The organism is Pseudomonas sp. AC355 (assembly GCF_979258205.1).
On record NZ_OZ409843.1, the window covers coordinates 4,858,070 to 4,876,806 of the forward strand.

At 61.7% G+C, this 18,737-nt stretch carries 15 protein-coding genes and 2 pseudogenes; 9 read left to right on the forward strand and 8 right to left on the reverse strand.

Going from position 1 to position 18,737, the window contains the following annotated elements:
• Positions 1-149: 149 nt before the first annotated feature.
• Positions 150-1,373: an MFS transporter gene (locus tag ACZ0AI_RS22625; RefSeq protein ID WP_463563777.1), complete on the reverse strand. Its 1,224-nt coding sequence runs from the start codon at positions 1,371-1,373 to the stop codon at positions 150-152.
• A gap of 127 nt (positions 1,374-1,500) precedes the next feature.
• Between ACZ0AI_RS22625 and ACZ0AI_RS22630 the strand changes: the two genes are divergently transcribed.
• Both ACZ0AI_RS22630 and ACZ0AI_RS22635 read left to right on the forward strand, forming a co-directional pair.
• Positions 1,501-2,088, forward strand: a complete 588-nt coding sequence (locus ACZ0AI_RS22630) for a TetR/AcrR family transcriptional regulator (RefSeq protein WP_463563778.1) — start codon at positions 1,501-1,503, stop codon at positions 2,086-2,088.
• A 264-nt stretch (positions 2,089-2,352) separates the two neighbouring features.
• On the forward strand, positions 2,353-2,739 hold the full coding sequence (locus ACZ0AI_RS22635; protein WP_463563779.1) for a hypothetical protein: 387 nt from the start codon (positions 2,353-2,355) through the stop codon (positions 2,737-2,739).
• A 62-nt stretch (positions 2,740-2,801) separates the two neighbouring features.
• On the opposite strand, the gene ACZ0AI_RS22640 is transcribed toward ACZ0AI_RS22635, so the two are convergent.
• A complete protein-coding gene (locus ACZ0AI_RS22640; RefSeq protein WP_463563780.1) occupies positions 2,802-3,194 on the reverse strand; it encodes a GFA family protein in 393 nt (130 codons plus the stop codon).
• A gap of 101 nt (positions 3,195-3,295) precedes the next feature.
• Positions 3,296-3,931: a TetR/AcrR family transcriptional regulator gene (locus tag ACZ0AI_RS22645; protein ID WP_463570093.1), complete on the reverse strand. Its 636-nt coding sequence runs from the start codon at positions 3,929-3,931 to the stop codon at positions 3,296-3,298.
• 90 nt (positions 3,932-4,021) lie between these two features.
• Here ACZ0AI_RS22645 and ACZ0AI_RS22650 point away from each other — a divergent pair, with 90 nt between their 5' ends.
• Both ACZ0AI_RS22650 and ACZ0AI_RS22655 read left to right on the forward strand, forming a co-directional pair.
• On the forward strand, positions 4,022-5,125 hold the full coding sequence (locus ACZ0AI_RS22650; RefSeq protein ID WP_463563782.1) for an efflux RND transporter periplasmic adaptor subunit: 1,104 nt from the start codon (positions 4,022-4,024) through the stop codon (positions 5,123-5,125).
• Positions 5,126-5,131: 6 nt separating this feature from the next.
• Positions 5,132-8,224, forward strand: coding sequence for an efflux RND transporter permease subunit (locus ACZ0AI_RS22655; RefSeq protein ID WP_463563783.1), 3,093 nt, complete (start codon positions 5,132-5,134; stop codon positions 8,222-8,224).
• A gap of 51 nt (positions 8,225-8,275) precedes the next feature.
• Here the strand turns inward: ACZ0AI_RS22655 and ACZ0AI_RS22660 are convergent, their stop codons facing one another.
• From ACZ0AI_RS22660 to ACZ0AI_RS22680, 5 genes are all read right to left on the reverse strand, one after another.
• Entirely contained in the window at positions 8,276-8,953 is a 678-nt protein-coding gene (locus ACZ0AI_RS22660) for a DUF4197 domain-containing protein (RefSeq protein ID WP_463563784.1), read from the reverse strand.
• Positions 8,954-9,086: 133 nt separating this feature from the next.
• Positions 9,087-10,175, reverse strand: coding sequence for a peptidoglycan-binding domain-containing protein (locus ACZ0AI_RS22665; protein ID WP_463563785.1), 1,089 nt, complete (start codon positions 10,173-10,175; stop codon positions 9,087-9,089).
• A 123-nt stretch (positions 10,176-10,298) separates the two neighbouring features.
• Positions 10,299-12,782 carry a glycerol-3-phosphate 1-O-acyltransferase PlsB gene (gene plsB, locus ACZ0AI_RS22670; RefSeq protein ID WP_463563786.1) on the reverse strand — a complete coding sequence of 828 codons (2,484 nt, stop codon included), beginning with the start codon at positions 12,780-12,782 and terminating at the stop codon, positions 10,299-10,301.
• 109 nt (positions 12,783-12,891) lie between these two features.
• Complete coding sequence (locus tag ACZ0AI_RS22675) at positions 12,892-13,845, reverse strand: LysR family transcriptional regulator (RefSeq protein ID WP_463563787.1); 954 nt, start codon at positions 13,843-13,845, stop codon at positions 12,892-12,894.
• Between the two features lie 112 nt (positions 13,846-13,957).
• Positions 13,958-14,179 (reverse strand): hypothetical protein, encoded by a 222-nt coding sequence (locus ACZ0AI_RS22680; protein ID WP_463563788.1) that lies wholly within the window; start codon positions 14,177-14,179, stop codon positions 13,958-13,960.
• A 251-nt stretch (positions 14,180-14,430) separates the two neighbouring features.
• Between ACZ0AI_RS22680 and ACZ0AI_RS22685 the strand changes: the two genes are divergently transcribed.
• From ACZ0AI_RS22685 to ACZ0AI_RS22705, 5 genes and pseudogenes are all read left to right on the forward strand, one after another.
• A complete protein-coding gene (locus tag ACZ0AI_RS22685; RefSeq protein WP_463563789.1) occupies positions 14,431-14,745 on the forward strand; it encodes a hypothetical protein in 315 nt (104 codons plus the stop codon).
• Positions 14,742-15,757: pseudogene (locus ACZ0AI_RS22690) on the forward strand (4-hydroxythreonine-4-phosphate dehydrogenase PdxA). The gene ACZ0AI_RS22685 and the pseudogene ACZ0AI_RS22690 overlap by 4 nt, the downstream one beginning before the upstream one ends.
• A gap of 206 nt (positions 15,758-15,963) precedes the next feature.
• A pseudogene (locus ACZ0AI_RS22695) lies at positions 15,964-16,421 on the forward strand (TRAP transporter small permease subunit).
• The gene (locus ACZ0AI_RS22700; RefSeq protein WP_463563790.1) at positions 16,418-17,698 is read left to right on the forward strand and encodes a TRAP transporter large permease subunit; all 1,281 of its coding nucleotides are present in this window, start codon (positions 16,418-16,420) and stop codon (positions 17,696-17,698) included. Before ACZ0AI_RS22695 ends, ACZ0AI_RS22700 begins: the two are co-directional and overlap by 4 nt.
• A 32-nt stretch (positions 17,699-17,730) precedes the next feature.
• Entirely contained in the window at positions 17,731-18,717 is a 987-nt protein-coding gene (locus ACZ0AI_RS22705; RefSeq protein ID WP_463563791.1) for a TRAP transporter substrate-binding protein, read from the forward strand.
• Positions 18,718-18,737: the final 20 nt, after the last annotated feature.

Sequence of the window (18,737 nt, forward strand, 5' to 3'; positions counted from 1 at the left end):
GCCGCCCTAACTAGCTGGCGTAAAAAAAAACCTTGGCGAGACGGCTGGGCCAAGATCCTAGCCTTTGCTTCTCTAGCCATCTTCGGCGTGTTTGTCGGAGAGCGCTGATAATCCAATACTACGATTTTCAGAAGCCCGTGGGCCGCCAGTTAGACTGATGGCTGGGCAGGATTGCCGTCACACCGGCTCACTCGATTCGCGAAGCGCCGGTAAGCCACGAGTGCGCTCAGCAACACCACGGCGGCCCCGCACAGTGCCACGCTGAAACCCGCAGAGGCCTGTGCAAGGTCGACTACCTGACCCGAGGCGAATGCACCTGCCGCTACGCCGACGTTCAATCCGGCCAGCAGCCAGGTCATTCCTTCGGTGAGCTGGCTTTGCGGTACGGCGCGCTCGATCAGGGACATGGCGACGATCATCGTGGGCGCGAAGAACAGACCCGCGACGAAAACGCTGGCAGCCAGTGTCGGGATGCTGTCGGCCAGCAGCAGGGGCAGGGTGGTGATCGCCGTTGCAGAGCCGCCGAGGAAAAGCAGGCGGTGCATCGGTGTGCGTAGCGTAAGGGCTCCGAAAACCAGGCCTGCAAGGCAGGAACCCACTGCATAGGCCGATAGCACCAGGCTCGCCGCCGCCGGGTTGCCTGCCTCATCGGCAAACGCCACGCTGACGATATCCACAGTGCCGACGATGATGCCCAGGCCCACCATCAGCAGCGTCAGCAGACGCACGTCAGGTAGATGAATCACCGACCTCGAGCGAGTAGCGGCAGTGTCCCCCGTCTCGCTTGGCGGCTCGCTCGCGCGCTGCACGACTAGCGCAAACACACCAATCGCCAGCAACAGCATTCCGACCAGTAAGCCGGCTTGAGGAAACACCGCCACGCTCAACCCGACTGACAGTGGAGGCCCGACCACGAATGTCACCTCGTCGAGCACGGTCTCCAGAGAGAAGGCGGTCTGCAATTGCGGCTGGCCACGGTAAATGGCCGTCCAACGGGCGCGTATCATCGCCGAGATGCTCGGCATGGCGCCCGCCATCAGTGCGCCGATGAACAGCAATGCGTCGTGCATCTGTAGCCAGGTCGCGGCGAGTAGCAACGCCAAGCCAGCGATGCAGACTGCAGCAGCAACAGGCAATACCCGGTACTGACCGTGGCGATCGACCAGACGCGAAATCTGTGGCGACAGCAGCGCATAGGCCAGCACGAAAGAGGCCGCAACCGCTCCAGCCAGCGCGTAGCTACCGCGTAATTGCGCCAGCAGGGTGATGATGCCGATTCCGGTCATCGGCAACGGAATTCGCGCAATCAGCCCGGCTAGCACGAAGCCCTTCGAGCCTGGCGCAGTGAACAGTCCCAGGTAGGGGTTGGCCATTTCATTCTCCTTTTTCATGGCCACCATAGGGGCCTGCGATCACTTACATACGGTATGTATGTATAAAATCATAGATTCATACGCTTCGTATGTAAATAATGGTTTACCTGGCTCTAAGGAGAAAACGATGGCTCGCCGCACCCGCGCCGAAATGGAGAAAACCCGTTCAGCCTTGCTGGTCACCGCACGCAAGGTGTTCTGCGAACGCGGTTATGCCGAGACTTCGATGGATGATCTAACCGCGCAAGCGGGCCTCACTCGCGGCGCGCTCTACCACCATTTCGGCGACAAGCAGGGATTGCTGGCTGCGGTAGTGGCGGAGATCGACGCTGAGATGGATGCGCGCCTGCAGGCTATCTCCGACAACGGCACCGATACCTGGGCGGGATTCCGTGATCGCTGTCGGGCCTATCTGCAAATGGCCCTGGAGCCTGAAATCCAGCGCATCGTGCTGCGTGACGCGCGTGCCGTACTCGGAGGGGCCACGCCCGATTCTCAACAGCAGTGCATCCGCTCCCTGCAGCAACTGATCGAAGGGCTGATCCAGCAGGGGATCGTCGATGACGTTGATCCGCAGGCATTGGCATTGCTGATCAATGGCAGCCTCGCCGAGGCGGCCTTCTGGATCGCCAGCGGTGAAGATGGCAACGCCCGGCTGGCACAGAGCATGGCTGCTCTGGAACTCTTGCTCAGAGGCCTGCTTATCGAGCGGTGATTGCACGGGCAGGGCATCTGTCTACGTTTTCTCTTCACCTGTTCTGGGCAAAGCAGGCAATGGTCATTCACCGCTATCGATTGGAAAGCCCTGAGTTTGCTCCCGCCAAATCAGGCAAAACGGTTCGAAGGAATGCGCGCTTTGCAGTCATCGGCATAGGTGCCTGTCCATCCGGGTGTAGTGGGTTTCCGGGATCACCGCGCGATACCTCGAGGGCTGCTTGCTCGTGTGAATCCTTCAGCGGTTCAGAACATGGCGATACAAATGCACCCGCTCCAGGCCGGGTTTTTTGACGAAATTTCTACATTTCCCGCAGCAATAATTGCGCCCGTTCGACCGCTCCAGTTCGACTACGCATTTAATGAGGCCTACATGAAATCTCGACTCAATTACCTGGCAATCGGTGCCCTGAGTATCATTGTTCTTAGCGGGTGTGATGCTGCGGAAAACGCGGCCAATAAAGCCGTTGAAGATGCCAAGGAAAGCGCCAGTCAAATTGCCAAGGACACCTTCAGCGAATCGGTAAAGCAGTTCAGCAAGCAGCTCGATGACGCCCAGGAAGCGACCAACTCCTGGATCGATGGCAAGGCGCCGGAAGACAAAGAGTCTGAAAATAGTGAAGCTGACGAGCCTCGTGATAACGAAGCGTGATTCGTCTCTCGGCGTTGACTCATCTGGTCTCTTTGGTGGGAATCAAGGGGCTTGACGCCTCCTCAATCCTCGATGCGATCCGTGGCCTCACGGTCGTGCCTGTAGTGGGTCTTGCAGGGGAAGTGCGGTAGCCAGGACTCGCGCCGGGTCGTCCAGCTTTCGTAGGTTGGCAGCAACTGGTCTGGCGCATCGAGTGCGCCCAGATGCACTTCGATTTCATCGGCGCTACGGGCGAAAACCGATGAGCCGCAGCGGGGGCAGAAGCAGCGCCCGGCGTAATCCGCCGTTTCGCCGCTGATAGTCACCGCACCTTCAGGAAATACCGCTGCCGCGTAGAACAGCGCGCCGTGATGCTTGCGGCAGTCGAGGCAGTGGCAAATACCGACCCGGTAGGGAAGGCCCCGGGCTTCGATGCGTACCTTGCCGCACAGGCAGCCACCGGTGAATCGATCCATACGCGCCTCCTCTGACCGACCAGCCAGGCTACACACTGGCTGCCACTCGCAACTGCAAGCGTGATGTAGACGGTAGCAGCCAGACGCAGAACGAGGGGCGGTCAGGCCCGGTAGGCGCGCAGGAACATCCGTACTGCTTCCTGAGCATGTTGCTCCTGCTCGGCCGCACTCTGGGGCGCGCCACAACCGATCAGCAGGCGGAAGTTGGCGCAGCCCTTGAACAGAGAAAAGAACTGATCCGCGGCTACCTTGGGCGAGTCGATGGATAGCTGGCCATTCTGATTCGCCTTGCTCAGCAAGCGCTCCATTTCCGCCAGTAGGGGCTGCGGGCCAGCCTCATAAAAGACTTTCGCCAGCAGCGGATCCTTGCTGCCGAGGCTGGTCATCAGGCGATGCAGTTCGACGGATTCGGCACTGTTGATCAGGCGACTGAAGCCGCTGGCGATATTCAGCAGCACCGTTTCCACATCGGCATGCTCAGGCAGCTCGAACAACAGTTCAGGTAGCTGCTCCTCACATTTGGCCTTCACCGCCGCGCAGAACAGCGTCTCCTTGTCGGTGAAGTGGCTGTACACGGTGAGCTTGGAAACACCCGCGTGGGCGGCGATGGCGTCCATGCTGCTGCCGGCATAGCCGTAGCGCAGGAACAGGCATTTCGCGGCTTCGAGGATGGCCTCGCGCTTGGCGGGATCTTTGGGGCGGCCGGGACCGCTGGGGGGCAATGAAGTATTCGACATCGGGCTATCTTAATACTGGACTGGCGAGTACGCTATTTTTACTATACCGAGCAGTACAAGTATTAAAAGTTCCCTGAAAGGACGCTCATCATGTTCCGCCATGCTCTGTCTCGCGTTGTGCCTGCTTGTCTTGTCCTGTCCCTGGTCGCCTGCAGCAATGCGGAGGCTCCGCAGCCGGGCATTCGCCCCGCCATGGTGGCGCAGCCGCAATTGGCTGCGGAGTTGGCAGATGTTTACCCTGGTGAGATAAGGGCGCGGCTGGAGCCGGAGCTGGCGTTCCGCATTGGCGGCAAGGTGACCAAGCGCCTGGTCGAGGTAGGGCAGCGGGTCGACAAAGAGGCACCGTTGGCCGAACTCGATCCGCAGGATGTGCGCCTGCAACTGGATGCATCCCGTGCCCAGTTGCAATCGGCCGAGTCCAATCTGCAACTGGCGCGTGCCGAGCGTGACCGCTACCGCACCCTGCAGCAGCGCGGGATGATCAGCAAGTCGCAGTCCGACAGTGCCGAAAATACCTTCCGCGCCGCCGAGGCTCGCCTGCGTCAGGTGCGTGCCGAACTCAATGTTGCCGATAACCAGGCCGGTTACGCGGTGCTCAAGGCGTCGCAGAGTGGCGTTATCGTGCAGCGCAGCGCCGAGGTCGGTCAGGTGGTGTCAGCCGGGCAGACGGTGTTCGTGTTGGCGGCCGATGGCGAGCGCGAGGTGCTGATCGACCTGCCCGAGCAGGTGATCGGTAGTCTGAACGTCGGCCAGGACGTCGCCGTGGAGCTGTGGTCGCAGCCAGGCGAGCGACTGGCTGGGCGTATCCGTGAGCTGTCGCCGGCGGCCGATCCGCGCTCGCGTACCTACGCCGCACGCATCGCCCTGCAGCAGCGCGACGCGCAGGTGGAACTCGGCCAGAGCGCACGGGTGTTCATCGCCCGTAACGGCGATGTACCGCTGGCAGTGCCGCTGTCGGCACTGACCGCCGAGAAGGATCAGCCCTACGTCTGGGTGGTCGATCCGCAAACCTCGAAGCTCAAGCGCACTGCGGTGCGGGTCGGCCCCTATGGTGAAAAGCAGGTGCCGGTGCTGGAAGGCCTGAAGGCCAGCGACTGGGTGGTGGTGGCCGGCGTACAGGTATTGCTGGACGGGCAGCAGATACGTCCCGTGGATCGGCAGAACCGAGCGGTAGACCTGGCGGTGAAGGAGTAAGCGTCGATGTCCTTCAACCTTTCCGCCTGGGCGCTGCATCATCGTCAGATCGTCCTGTACCTCATGCTGTTGCTGGGCATCGTCGGCGCCCTGTCGTACTCCAAGCTCGGTCAGAGCGAGGATCCGCCATTCACCTTCAAGGCCATGGTGGTGAAAACCAACTGGCCCGGCGCCACGGCCGAGCAGGTGGCGCGGCAGATCACCGAGCGCATCGAGAAGAAGCTGATGGAGACCGGCGAGTACGAGCGCATCGTGTCCTTCTCGCGGCCCGGTGAATCCCAGGTCACCTTCCTGGCCCGCGACTCCATGCACTCCAACGAGATTCCCGAACTCTGGTACCAGCTGCGCAAGAAGATCGGTGACATTCGCCATACCCTGCCAGGTGGCATTCAGGGGCCGTTTTTCAACGATGAGTTCGGCACCACCTTCGGCAATATCTACGCCCTGACCGGCAGCGGCTTCGATTACGCGGTGCTCAAGGATTACGCCGACCGCGTGCAGCTGCAGCTACAGCGGGTCAAGGACGTCGGCAAGGTCGAGCTGGTCGGCCTGCAGGACGAAAAGATCTGGATCGAGCTGTCCAACACCAAGCTGGCCACCCTTGGCCTGCCGCTCGCTGCGGTGCAGCAAGCCCTCGAACAACAGAATGCGATGGCCGTGGCGGGCTTCTTCGAGACCGGCTCCGACCGCGTACAGTTGCGGGTCAGCGGCAGTTTCGAGACGGTCGAGCAGATCCGCGATTTCCCCATCCGGGTGGCCGATCGTACCTTCCGCATTGGCGACGTCGCCGAGATCAGCCGTGGCTTCAACGATCCCCCCGCGCCGCGCATGCGTTTCATGGGTGAGGATGCCATCGGCCTGGCCGTGTCGATGAAGCCCGGCGGCGACATTCTGGTGCTCGGCAAGGCGCTGGAGGGTGAGTTCACGCGTTTGCAGAACAACCTGCCGGCAGGCATGCAGCTGCGCAAGGTGTCGGATCAACCGGCGGCGGTGAAAACCAGCGTCGGCGAGTTCGTCAAGGTACTCACCGAAGCGCTGATCATCGTGCTGCTGGTGAGCTTCTTCTCACTGGGCCTGCGCACCGGGTTGGTGGTGGCACTGTCGATTCCCCTGGTGCTGGCGATGACCTTCGCCGCCATGTACTACCTGAACATCGGCCTGCACAAAATTTCCCTGGGCGCCCTGGTGCTGGCTCTGGGCCTGCTGGTGGACGACGCGATCATTGCCGTGGAGATCATGGCGATAAAGATGGAGCAGGGCTACGACCGCCTCAAGGCGGCGAGCTTCGCCTGGACGAGTACGGCGTTTCCGATGCTCACCGGTACCCTGATCACCGCCGCAGGCTTTCTACCGATCGCCACGGCGCAATCGGGTACCGGCGAGTACACCCGGTCGATCTTCCAGGTGGTGACCATCGCGCTGCTGATGTCCTGGGTCGCTGCGGTAATGTTTGTCCCTTACCTGGGCGCGCGTTTGCTACCGGATCTGGCCAAGCAGGCTGCACAGAAACACGGCGGCAGCGCTGCCGGGCACGATCCCTATGACACGGCGTTCTACAAGCGCGTGCGGCGGGTGATCAACTGGTGCGTGCGACGCCGCAAGACGGTCATCGTGTTGACCCTGGCCCTGTTTGTTGGCTCGATCCTGCTATTCCGCTTCGTGCCGCAGCAGTTCTTTCCGGCATCGGGGCGGCTGGAGCTGATGGTCGATTTCAAGCTGGCCGAAGGCGCTTCGCTGATCGCCACCGAGGCCGAGGTGCGACGTTTCGAAGAGCGCCTGGCCGGGCATCCCGGTGTGGATAACTACGTGGCTTACGTCGGAACCGGCTCGCCGCGTTTCTACCTGCCGCTGGATCAGCAACTGCCGGCGACCAGCTTCGCGCAGATCGTGGTACTGGCGAAAACCATCGAGGATCGTGAGCTGGTGCGCAGCTGGCTGATCGGCGTGTTGAATGACGAGTTCCCAAGCTTGCGTACGCGCATCTCGCGTCTGGAGAACGGCCCGCCGGTGGGCTACCCGGTGCAGTTCCGCGTTTCCGGCGAGCATATCGATGAGGTTCGCGGGCTGGCCCGGCAGGTCGCAGGCAAAGTGCGTGACAACCCCTACGTGGTCAACGTGCACCTGGACTGGGAAGAACCGAGCAAGGTGGTGTACCTGAACATCGATCAGGATCGCGCCCGGGCGCTGGGCGTCAGTACCTCTGACGTGTCGAAGTTCCTGCGCAGCTCTTTGAATGGCTCGTCGGTCAGCGATTATCGTGAGGACAACGAACTGATCGAAATCCTCCTGCGCGGTACGCCAGTAGAGCGTCAGGCCCTGCAGTTGTTGCCGAGCCTGGCGGTGCCGACCGAGAGCGGCAAGAGCGTGGCGCTGTCACAGATCGCCACCCTCGAGTACGGCTTCGAGGAAGGGGTGATCTGGCACCGCAACCGCTTGCCGACGGTGACCGTGCGTGCCGACATCTATGGCCCGCAGCAGCCGGCGACGCTGACCCAGCAGATTCTGCCGACGCTGGCCGAAGTGCGCGCGAACCTGCCGGATGGCTACCTGCTGGAAGTGGGCGGTGCGGTGGAGGATTCCTCCAAGGGCCAGGCCTCGGTGAATGCGGGTGTGCCGCTGTTCATCGTGGTGGTGCTGACGTTGCTGATGCTGCAGCTGAAGAGCTTCTCGCGTTCGGCGATGGTGTTTCTCACCGCACCGCTGGGGTTGATCGGTGTGACGCTGTTCCTGCTGCTGTTCGGTCAGCCGTTCGGTTTCGTGGCCATGCTGGGCACCATCGCGCTGTCAGGCATGATCATGCGCAACTCAGTGATTCTGGTCGACCAGATCGAGCAGGACAGAGCCGCGGGGCTGGACACCTGGGATGCCATCGTCGAAGCCACGGTACGGCGCTTCCGGCCCATTGTGCTGACCTCCCTGGCCGCCGTGCTGGCAATGATTCCCTTGTCGCGCAGCGTGTTCTTCGGGCCGATGGCAGTGGCGATCATGGGCGGGTTGATAGTGGCCACCGCGCTGACCCTGTTGTTCCTGCCCGCGCTGTACGCGGGATGGTTCAGGGTCAAACCCGGCGACAAGTTGCAAGCCGTAAGCGACACCTGACGGCAAGTACCTGACCGCGCCGGGTGCGCGGTCAGGCGTGTTGCAGCTGCTTTAGAGCGCGCCGAAGACTTTCTTCGCCAGGCTGGTGGCGGCGGCCGCCGGGTTCTCGCGGATGCCGGCTTCCTGTTTGGCGATCATCTCGAACAGGCCATCGAGTGCCTGTTCGGTCACGTAGCTTTCGATATTCGCGCTCTTGGCGTCGAGCACGCCGAAGGTGGCTGCCTGGCCGGCGAAGCTGTTGTACTGCTTGGCCAGGCCGACCTGATCCGTTGCCTGCTTGACGATGGGCAGGAACTTGGCGCGGATCTGCTCGCGGCTGCTCTTGTTCAGGTATTGAGTGGCCGAGTCCTGCGGGCCGGAGAGAATGCTCTTGGCGTCCTGAACGGTCATTTTCTTAACGGCGTCGACCAGCAGGGCCTGGGCTTGCGGCACGGCGGCTTCGGCGGCCTTGTTCATGCTGGTTTCCAGCTGCTCGACCTGAGCGCCCATGCCCATCATCTTCATGGTCTTGGCCGCTTTGCCGAGGTTGCCCGGCAGCTCGATGCGCACCTCGGGGTTGCCGCTGAAACCACCCGGCTTGCCGAGCTGCTGCACGGCCACCTTGGCGCCCTGAGTGAGGGCATCTTTCAGGCCGCCGCTGGCGTCCTTCTGGCTGAGATCGGAAAGCGACAGGGCGAACACGTTGGCGGACAGCAGCAGACCGGCGACGAGAACAGGGATGCGGAGCATGGCAGTAACCTTCGAGCGGTGAGATATGCAGCGAGCTTAGCAGGCTGTCGATGTTCTCGGCGAAGGTTGAGCGGGGAAGGTACGAAGCGCTAGAGGGGAAACGGCACGCCCTGAGGGCGTGCCGGGTACATCGTTACTGGACTTCGAGAGCGGTCAGGCTTTCCAGGGTCAGTGCGCCGACGGCTTGGCCATTGGCGGTCTGGTATTCGGTCAGCGCGTCGAGGGTGCGCTTACCGAGCTTGCCATCCACTGTGCCCGGGTTGAAGCCGCGCTTGACCAGGCTTTGCTGCAGACGGGTCACCAAGTTGTCGTTGATATCGCCGTCGCAGATGGTCTGGCGCGACACGATGCGCGCGTTGCCTTCGAAGCGGGTGACCTGCAGCTGGCGCTTCTCTTCTGGGACGATGATCTGGTTGGCTTCGACCGGACGAACCACTTCGGTGGAAGCGACCTTGGTGTACTCCGGATCCAGCGTCACTTCGATGGCCTGGGCAGGCTTGTCGACGATCCAGCGTGTCACGCTCTTGTATTGGGCCGGGTCGGTCTCGATGCGTACGGTTTCCGGGGAAACCAGTTTCTTGACCTTGACCACTTCCTGCTTGGCCGGTACCTGGCGTGCACAGAACGACATCGCGCCGGTACCGCTCGAGTAGCGGGTGCCGGCTGCACGACACTGGTCGAGCACGGTCTTGGCTTCTTCGAGGGTGACGGTTTCCTGGGTGTTTTCGTAGACCGCCGGCACGACGATGAAGCGCTTGACCTCAGGGCGGATCTTCACCTGCTCGGATACCACGCGGTAGGTCGGCGGTTCGATGCGATAAGTCTTGGTGCCCTCACGGGTGACCACCTGCTTGAAGCCCTTGTCGAGCTCGGCAGGGGTGACGGTGATCTTGTTGACCGAGTCCTTGATCACGACTTCCTGGGTGCTCTGCACCGGACGCGGTCTGACCTGGGCATGAACCCAGCACTGACCCGGCTGGATTTCGTATTCCTGAGGCTCCTGGGCACTCGCTGCAGGCACCGACGGGCTGGCCACTGCGGACTGAACGCTTGGCGCTACTGCTGGTGTCGGCTGCGCTGCTGCGGGCGCGGCAGCGGCTTGCTGAGCGACTGGAACCGGTTGTGCCGGCTTTTCTTCGTTATTGGTCGATGTGGCCGAAGGCTGCATGGCGCAGCCCGAAACCATGATCGCCAGTGATCCCAGAATTGTGTAATAACGCACGAAAATCCCTGCCCTAAATGGCCCCAACGACGCATCTTAGGGACTGTTGCCGTAAAGCTCAATAACGGACGAAGCCTATCGTCGTGTCAGATCGACATGATGGCTCGACCCCAGCCCTCAGGCTTAGAGTCCGTCCAGCAACTCCTCGCTGCGATCCATGGTCACCTGGCGGATCGACAGACGAATTTCCGCTGGCAGCACGCGCTTGGCGGCGCCTTCGGCCAGTTCGGCGAACTCCGGGTGGTGGCTGAGTTTGCCGGCTTCGTCCTTGCGCAGCACGCCCTGGTCGAGCAGGGTCTGGATGAAGTGGCGGAACAGGCTCTTGTCGAAGAATTCCGGGGCGTTCAGACCATGCAGGATCGACAGGCGCTGGGCCATGACCGTACACAAGTCTTCCAGCTCCTCGGCGCTGATGCTGTTCTGCCCGGCATTGAGCAGCAGTGCGCTGGCCATATAGAAGCGCTGCAGCGTTTGGGCGATGGCGCGTGACAGCAGGGTCAACAGCACGAAGTGCCGCGAGCTCGGCGCCGGGCGCACGTACAGGTCGTTCTCGACCTTGAGCAGACCCTGTTCGACGAAGGCCTCCAGCCACTGATCGACCACGCCTTCGAGCTCGTCCGCAGACCAGCGGATGTACAGTTCGGCCTGCAGGTACGGATACAGCGCGTGAACGAAGCGCAGGATCTGTTCGCGGCTCATCCGCCCGCTGCTCTGGAAGAAGCTCGCCAGCAGGCCGGGCAGGGCGAAGATGTGCAACACGTTGTTGCGGTAGTAGGTCATCAGGACGGCGTTCTGCTCATCCAGATAGAGGATGCGCCCCAGGGCATCCTTCTGCTCGGAAAGCAATTCCATGCCGCGCACGTATTCGATCAGGGCCAGACCATCGCCTTCCGGCAAGGTGGTATGTGGCGAGTAGGGCACGCGGCGCAGCAGGCTCTGATACAGGTCGAGGATGCGGGTCAGCGCGCGCTCATCCAGAGCCAGTTTGCTAGTGGAAAGCAGCGCCAGGGCCACCAGGTTGACCGGGTTGATCGCCGCTGCCTCGTTGAGGCGCTGAGCCACCCGCTCACCGAGGCGGTTGGTGGTTTCGTTGAGCCACGCCGGGCGATAGTCCGGTCCCAGGTTCTGGTCGCGCCAGTCCGGCTGCTGCCCGTCGAGAAAGCTGTCGAGCTTGATCGGCTCGCCGAAGTTGACCCACACATGACCAAAGCGCTGCTTGAGCGCACCGATGACCTTGAAGATATCGAAGATCGATTCCTTCTTCTTGCTCGCACCACGCAGCTCGCCCAGGTAAGTGCGGCCTTCCAGTACACGCTCGTAGCCGATGTACACCGGCACGAAAACCACCGGCAGGCGATGGCTCTGCAGGTAACTGCGCAGAGTGATGGCAAGCATGCCGGTCTTCGGTCGCAGCATGCGGCCGGTGCGCGAGCGGCCACCTTCGACGAAGTATTCAACTGGGTAACCCTTGCTGATCAGGGTGTGCAGGTACTCGTTGAACACCGCCGTATAGAGCGGGTTGCCCTTGAAGGTGCGGCGCATGAAAAACGCCCCGCCACGGCGCAGCAGACCACCGATGATCGGCATGTTGAGGTTGATACCGGCGGCAATGTGCGGCGGTGTCAGGCCGTTGCGGAACAGCAGGTAGGACAGCAGCAGGTAATCGATATGGCTGCGGTGACAGGGCACGTAGATCACCTCGTGACCCTGGGCGATGTCCTGCACGCCTTCGATGTGATTGACCTTGATGCCGTCGTAGATCTTGTTCCAGAACCAGGACAGGATCAGCTCGAGAAAGCGGATCGCCGTGTAGGTGTAGTCCGAGGCGATTTCGTTACCGTAACGCAGGGCGAGGGCTTCGGCCTTTTGCGCCGAGATGTTCTCGCGCTCGGCTTCCTCGGTTATGGCCTGGCGAACCTGAGGGCCATGCACCAGGCCTTTGACCAGGTTACGCCGGTGCGACACGTCCGGGCCGATGACCGCGGCCTTCTGGTTGCGAAAGTGCACCCGCAGGATGCGATGCACCATACGCAGGGTGCGTTCTTCGCCCTTGTTCTGGGCGATCAGCTCGCGCAGTTGAATCGGTGTGGAAAACTGCACGCGGGTGGTACGGCCGAGAATCAGAATGCTGACCAGGCGGCGCAGGCGACCGGTGACGGCCCAGCTGTCGGCGAACAGCAGTTTCCAGGCGCTGGTTTCATGATCCGGCGACTGGCCCCAGAACACGCTGACCGGAATGATCTGCGCCTCTTCCGCGCTGTTTTCGCCCAGGGCGGCGACCATCCGCTGCAAGGTCGGCGAGATGCCGCGCTTGTCCTGGCGACCTAGCCAGTCGGGCTCCGGAGTCAGGTAGAAGAACGCCGCCGGCTCCATCAGGTCGCCCACTGCTACCGACAGTACCGGCCGTGGCAAACCGGCCTTGGTGCATTCGCGGTCGAGTACCGCCAGATCACTCACCGAAGGCTGCTGCAGCACGTAGAACACCGGCTTGCTGCGGTCGAGCTTGAGAGTGAACGCCGACTGGTTGATGGTTTCCGAGCGCACCCACAGGTACAGCAGGCGGCGCAGGGTACCGAATGCAAGACGGCGAAGCGGGGAGCGGGTCATACGGTTCTGGCTACGGCAACGAGCCTGGGCCCGGGGGCGTTAGTGTGCCGGATCACTGCTCTGGCGGCAAAATCTTGTAAAGGTTGGTGTTTCGTCGGGGAAACTTCATTTAACCGCTACTTGGCTGGTCTGTCGCGTGCTCTTCCTTGACCGCATTGATGAAAGCCTGCATGGCTGACGACTGGATGCGGTGGCGCCGGGTAATCAGGCCGTAAGGCGGCAGGCGTGGCTCGAAGGTGATGGGTAGCACCGTGAGCAGGTGTTTGCCGGGGTAATCGTTGACCACCGATACCGGGGTCACACCGATCATGTCGGTCTGCTGCAGTAGCGACAGCAGGGTCATGATCGAGGTGGTTTCGACGATGCTGCTGGGAATGTCGACCCGCGCATTGTGAAACGCCTGGTTGATGATGGTACGCATCGGGCTCGGGTGCTGTTGCAGCACCCAGGTCATATCCTGCAGTTCTTCCCAGGTCAGATGCGTGGCGCTTGCCATCGGATGTTGGGCGCCGGCAATCACGCAGAGGGTTTCCTCGCCGAGGCTGTCGAACAACAAATCATCGGTGCGTGCGCCATCGGGAATACGGCCGAGCACTACGTCCAGTTGATCCTGTTGCAGGGCCTGCACCAGTACGTCGCTGGTGTCGACCTGAATGCTCATGGACAGCCGAGGGTGGCTTTGCTTCAGGGTAGCGATGGTGCGTGTCAGTAGACCCGAGGCCAGCGCCGGAATCGCGCCGATGGTGACCCGCCCGAGGTTGCCGGACTCGAGCGCGGCGAACTCCTCGCGCATGCCTGACAGTTCAGCGAAAATCATTTTTGCGTAATAGATCGCGGTTTCGCCGAAAGCCGTGGCGCGCATGCCGCGCGGCAGACGCTCGAACAGTTCGACGCCCAGCAGGCTCTCCGCTTCATGAAGCATCTTGGTCGCTGCTGGCTGGGTCATGCCGATTTCTTCGGCGGCCCTGCGCAGCGATCCAAATTCCTGCAGGGCCAGCATCAGGCGCAGCTGCCGCAGGCGCAGGCGGCTGTGGATGATGCTGGCGTCTGGAATGCGGGACATGGCGCGGCTCGTGATTGGAGAATTGGCCAAGGGTGACAAGAAATCGCGGCGCTCGCCAGTCATCAGCGAGCGTCCGGTTGCGGTGGCCAGGAATAACCCGGCTTGCTGACGATCACGAGGCATGGTTTGTCTGCCTGGAGTGCGCAACGGCCATGGTGTTGTCACTGGGCGCAGCCGCGGGGGGGATTGGAATGATGGGATAACCGAGTGTCTTGAGCGTATAACCCAGGGTGCTGAAGATCTGCATCAGCTCGCAGAACCTCGCCACGGCGGCCGTCGAGAGGGCCTGGATGGGCGGCAGGCTTGGCTCATAACGCATCAGGCCAATGTGCATGGCTTATCTCATTATCGTTATTAGGGATTGCCCGGAGTGTGCGAAGCGACGCGATAAGCGTCTACTCAAAATAACTGATAGTCCGATAGCCTGAGGTTATCTCTTGGATTTTCCCGAGCGATAACCTCAGGCTATGTCCGTATGAGCAGCTTTGATTAGACGGTTATCGTTGGGCAGGCCGATAGTTTGGCTCAGCCCAGCGGCCATCTGCCGGCCGGCACTACAAAAACAACAACGTAGAGGTACTTCACATGGCCCAGGCTCAACCTGTTGCCCTGCAGGTGCGCGCACCCTTGGATCAGCCACTGACCAGTAGGCTGCCCCGCGCATACTGGCGTCTCTTCGTCATCCTTTTCGTACTCCCCGTTATCGCTCTGATCGACAGGGCTCTTCTGTCTATCGGCAAGCCAGCCAGCATGGGCGAGTTCAGCCTGAGCCTGGACGTCGTGCTGCCTCGCGCGCAGCAGCAATCGCTTTTTTACCGTAACGCACGGCGCCTCTACCGCACCGTGCCCGATGTCATCCGCCCGTTGGGGATGTCGGCCGACCTGAGGACTTTTGTATGAGCAAGCCAACCCTTCCCCGCCTGGCCATGGTACTGGGCGACCCGGCCGGCATCGGCATGAGCTGATCGCTCGTCTGCTCGCCGAGCCGGAAGTACGCCGCAAGGCCCAGGTGTTGCTGATCGCCGACGAGGCGGAAGTGCGTCGCGGCATGGATATCGCGGGGCTGTCGTTCCCTTACCGCATCATCGATTCAACCGAGACCTTGGAATTTGCCGATGATACGCCGCTGCTGCTGCCGTTTCGTGGCGCTGCTGAAGGTGAGTTTCCGCGCAGCGAAGCCAGCGTGATCGGCGGACGCTACAGCCTTGACACGCTCGAACAGGCACTGCGTCTGACTGCCGCTGGCGCCACCGATGCCATCCTGTTCGGTCCGTTGAACAAGACCTCGCTGCACATGGCGGGCATGGGCCACAGCGATGAACTGCACTGGTTCGCCGAGTATCTGGGCTTCGATGGCCCGTTCTGCGAGTTCAACGTGCTCGACAACCTGTGGACCTCGCGGGTGACCTCCCATGTAGCGCTGGCCGAGGTGCCGGGCATGCTCAGTCAGGATCGGGTGATCGAAGCGATTCGCCTGATCGACACGGCGCTCAAACGTAGCGGCATGGAGAAACCGCGCATCGGCGTTTGCGGGCTGAACCCGCACAACGGCGACAACGGCAGCTTCGGGCGTGAGGAGCTGGACATCATCGGCCCGGCGGTGGAGCGCGCTCGCCAGCAGGGTATCGACGCCATTGGCCCGTACCCGGGTGACACCATCTTTCTCAAGGTGCAGGGCGACAGCCAGGCCTTCGACGCGGTGGTGACCATGTACCACGACCAGGGCCAGATCGCGATCAAGCTGATGGGCTTCTCGCGTGGAGTCACGGTGCAGGGCGGCTTGCCGATTCCGATCACCACGCCGGCCCACGGTACTGCCTTCGATATCGCCGGGCAGGGCAAGGCCAATGTCGGCGCGACCCGTCAGGCCTTCGAGATCGCCTGCCGCATGGGAAGTCGCCAGCGGGGCTGATCCAACAACGCAGTTTTCGAGAACAACAATAACAAGGAGCCATTCATGGCTAGCTCATTTCGCAATGATCGGCAGCCCCTGCGGCCGCCGATGAGCCGCTCTGTGCGCGGCGTACAGGATCGGGTGGAGGATCTGCCATGCGTCTGCTAACGCTGCTGTTCTCACGTCTGTTCGAGAGCATCGTGGTGTTCTGCCTGGCCACCATGATGGTTCTGGTGTTCTTCAACGTGGTGCTGCGCTACGGCTTCAACTCTGGCATCGCCTTGTCGGACGAAGGCGCCCGCTACCTGTTCGTCTGGCTGACCTTCATCGGTGCAGTGATTGCGCTACGCGACAATGCGCACCTGGGCGTTGACCTGCTGTATCGCCGTCTTCCCCCCTCGGCCAGCGTGTCTGCGCGGTGGTTGCCGAGCTGCTGATGCTGTTCTGCTGCGGTTTGTTCCTGATTGGCAGCTACAAGCAGACGGTCATCAACATGGACAACCTGTCGCCCGTCGCCGGCCTGCCGCTGGGGCTGATGTACGCCGCCGGCGTGGTGTGCAGCGTAGCGATGTCGGCAATCATCCTTAATCGTCTGTATCTGCTGCTGTTTCGCCATGTCGCTGCGGATTTGGTGATGCCCAAGAGCCCTGAAGACGTGCTGATTTCCGAGGTGACGAAATGACCATTGTGGTGTTCCTCGGCTCCCTGCTGGGTGCCATGGCCATGCGCATTCCCGTGGCATTCGCCTTGCTGCTGGCGGGCGTCGCATTGATGATTCAGCTCGATACCTTCGACGCGCAGATCCTGGCCCAGAATCTGGTCAGTGGGGCCGACAGCTTCCCGCTGCTGGCCATCCCGTTCTTCATGCTCGCTGGCGAGCTGATGAACGCCGGCGGCCTGTCGCGCCGCATCGTTGCCTTGCCGATGGCGCTGGTGGGCCACAAGCGTGGCGGCCTGGGCTTCGTGGCGATCATCGCCGCCATTGTCATGGCGTCGCTGTCCGGCTCGGCCGTGGCCGATACCGCCGCGGTGGCAGCAATGCTGATGCCGATGATGCGCAAGGCCGGCTACGACCCGAATCGGTCGGCGGGATTGATCGCCGCAGGCGGGATCATCGCGCCGGTCATTCCGCCATCGATTCCGCTGGTGGTGTTTGGTGTAGCGGGTGGTGTATCGATCACCAAGCTGTTCATGGCCGGCATCGTACCGGGGCTGATGATGGGGCTGGCGTTGTGGGCAACCTGGTGGTGGTTGGCACGCAAGAGTGATCTGCCTTGCGGTGAAAAGGCACCACTGTCGGAGGTCTACAAGGCGTTCACCGACGGTATCTGGGCGCTGATGCTGCCGGTGCTGATCATCGGTGGTCTGAAACTGGGTATCTTCACACCCACCGAGGCGGCGGCCGTGGCGGCGATGTATGCGCTGTTCATTTCGCTATTCGTCTACCGCGAGCTGAAGTTCAGGGATCTGTTCAAGGTCTTCCTGGATGCCGGGCGTACCACAGCGGTGGTGATGTTCCTGGTGGCCGCAGCGCTGGTGTCGTCCTGGCTGATGACCATCGCCGAACTGCCGATGATGGTCAGTGGGCTGCTCGAGCCGCTGATCGATCGGCCGCAACTGCTGCTCGTGGTGATCATGCTGATTGTGCTGATGGTGGGCACCACCATGGATCTGATGCCGATCGTGCTGATCCTCACGCCGGTATTCATGCCGGTGATCAAGATGGCCGGTATCGACCCGGTGTACTTCGGCATCCTGTTCATCCTCAACACCTCCATCGGTTTGATCACGCCGCCTATCGGCAACGTGCTCAGCGTCATGAGCGGGGTCGGCAAGGTGCCCCTCGATGGCGTGATGCGCGGTGTCATGCCGTTCCTGTTCGCCCATCTAGTGGTGCTCTCGTCGCTGATCATGTTCCCCGCGCTGGTGATGACGCCGATGCGCTGGTTCCTCCCGTAACGCTCCGTTTACCTCACTGCAAGGAAGAAACGATGAAAAATAACAAGAACAAACTGCGTGTGTGCGGCTGCCTGCTGTTGCTGGCGTGTTCGGTCTGGCGGGCCGATGCGGCGACCACCCTGCGTTTCGGCTTCGCCGGCTCCGATAGTGACACCCAGAGTGTGGCGGCGAAGGAGTTCGCTCAACTGGTCAAGGATGGTTCCAACGGCGAGCTGGTGGTACGCCCCTACGGCAACAGCATGCTGGGCAACGACCAGGCGATGATTGCCGGCGTACGGGGCGGCACTATCGAGCTGGAAATGTCAGGTACACCTAACTTCAGCGGCCTGACCCCGCGCATGTCGGTGCTCGATCTGCCGTTCGTGTTCGCCGACAGCGCGCATGCCTACCGTGTGCTTGACGGCGAGATCGGCCAGAAGTTGCTCGACGACCTGGAAGCTCACAACCTCAAAGGCCTGGCCTACTGGGAGGTGGGCTTCCGTGACATTACCAACTCGCGCAAACCGGTGCGTGTGCCGGATGACGTCAAGGGCCTGAAAATTCGTACCTCCAGCAACCCGTCACAGATCGAGGCCTTCCGCCTGCTCGGCGCCAACCCGCAGCCGCTGCCGCTGGCCGAACTCTACAACGCGCTGGAAATGAAGGCCGTGGATGCCCAGGAACACCCGCTGAGTATCACCTGGTCGTCGGGCTTCTACGAAGTGCAGAAGTACCTGTCGCAGACTCATCATGCCTACACCGCGCTGATCCTGGTCATGAACAAGGAGAAGTTCGATGCCATGCCCGCTGCCCAGCAGAAACTGCTGGTCGATTCGGCCCGCGCCGCCGGCCGCTCGCAACGCAAGATGAACGCCGAGAATGACAGCAAATTCCTCGTCGAGCTTGAAGCCAAGGGCATGCAGATAGAGAAGGACGTCGACCGCGAAGCCTTCCGCAAGGCTGTTTCTGCGCCGCTGCGCGAGACCTTCATCAAGCAGCACGGCAGTGATTTGCTCGAGGCCATCGACGCTCAGCGTTGAGTACCGTTCACACTTTCGCG

Coding starts and splice junctions, on each gene's coding strand:
- ACZ0AI_RS22625 (WP_463563777.1), bottom strand. CDS start 1,373: ATGGCCAACCCCTACCTGGGACTGTTCACTGCGCCAGGCTCGAAGGGC.
- ACZ0AI_RS22630 (WP_463563778.1), top strand. CDS start 1,501: ATGGCTCGCCGCACCCGCGCCGAAATGGAGAAAACCCGTTCAGCCTTG.
- ACZ0AI_RS22635 (WP_463563779.1), top strand. CDS start 2,353: ATGCACCCGCTCCAGGCCGGGTTTTTTGACGAAATTTCTACATTTCCC.
- ACZ0AI_RS22640 (WP_463563780.1), bottom strand. CDS start 3,194: ATGGATCGATTCACCGGTGGCTGCCTGTGCGGCAAGGTACGCATCGAA.
- ACZ0AI_RS22645 (WP_463570093.1), bottom strand. CDS start 3,931: ATGTCGAATACTTCATTGCCCCCCAGCGGTCCCGGCCGCCCCAAAGAT.
- ACZ0AI_RS22650 (WP_463563782.1), top strand. CDS start 4,022: ATGTTCCGCCATGCTCTGTCTCGCGTTGTGCCTGCTTGTCTTGTCCTG.
- ACZ0AI_RS22655 (WP_463563783.1), top strand. CDS start 5,132: ATGTCCTTCAACCTTTCCGCCTGGGCGCTGCATCATCGTCAGATCGTC.
- ACZ0AI_RS22660 (WP_463563784.1), bottom strand. CDS start 8,953: ATGCTCCGCATCCCTGTTCTCGTCGCCGGTCTGCTGCTGTCCGCCAAC.
- plsB (WP_463563786.1), bottom strand. CDS start 12,782: ATGACCCGCTCCCCGCTTCGCCGTCTTGCATTCGGTACCCTGCGCCGC.
- ACZ0AI_RS22675 (WP_463563787.1), bottom strand. CDS start 13,845: ATGTCCCGCATTCCAGACGCCAGCATCATCCACAGCCGCCTGCGCCTG.
- ACZ0AI_RS22680 (WP_463563788.1), bottom strand. CDS start 14,179: ATGCACATTGGCCTGATGCGTTATGAGCCAAGCCTGCCGCCCATCCAG.
- ACZ0AI_RS22685 (WP_463563789.1), top strand. CDS start 14,431: ATGGCCCAGGCTCAACCTGTTGCCCTGCAGGTGCGCGCACCCTTGGAT.
- ACZ0AI_RS22700 (WP_463563790.1), top strand. CDS start 16,418: ATGACCATTGTGGTGTTCCTCGGCTCCCTGCTGGGTGCCATGGCCATG.
- ACZ0AI_RS22705 (WP_463563791.1), top strand. CDS start 17,731: ATGAAAAATAACAAGAACAAACTGCGTGTGTGCGGCTGCCTGCTGTTG.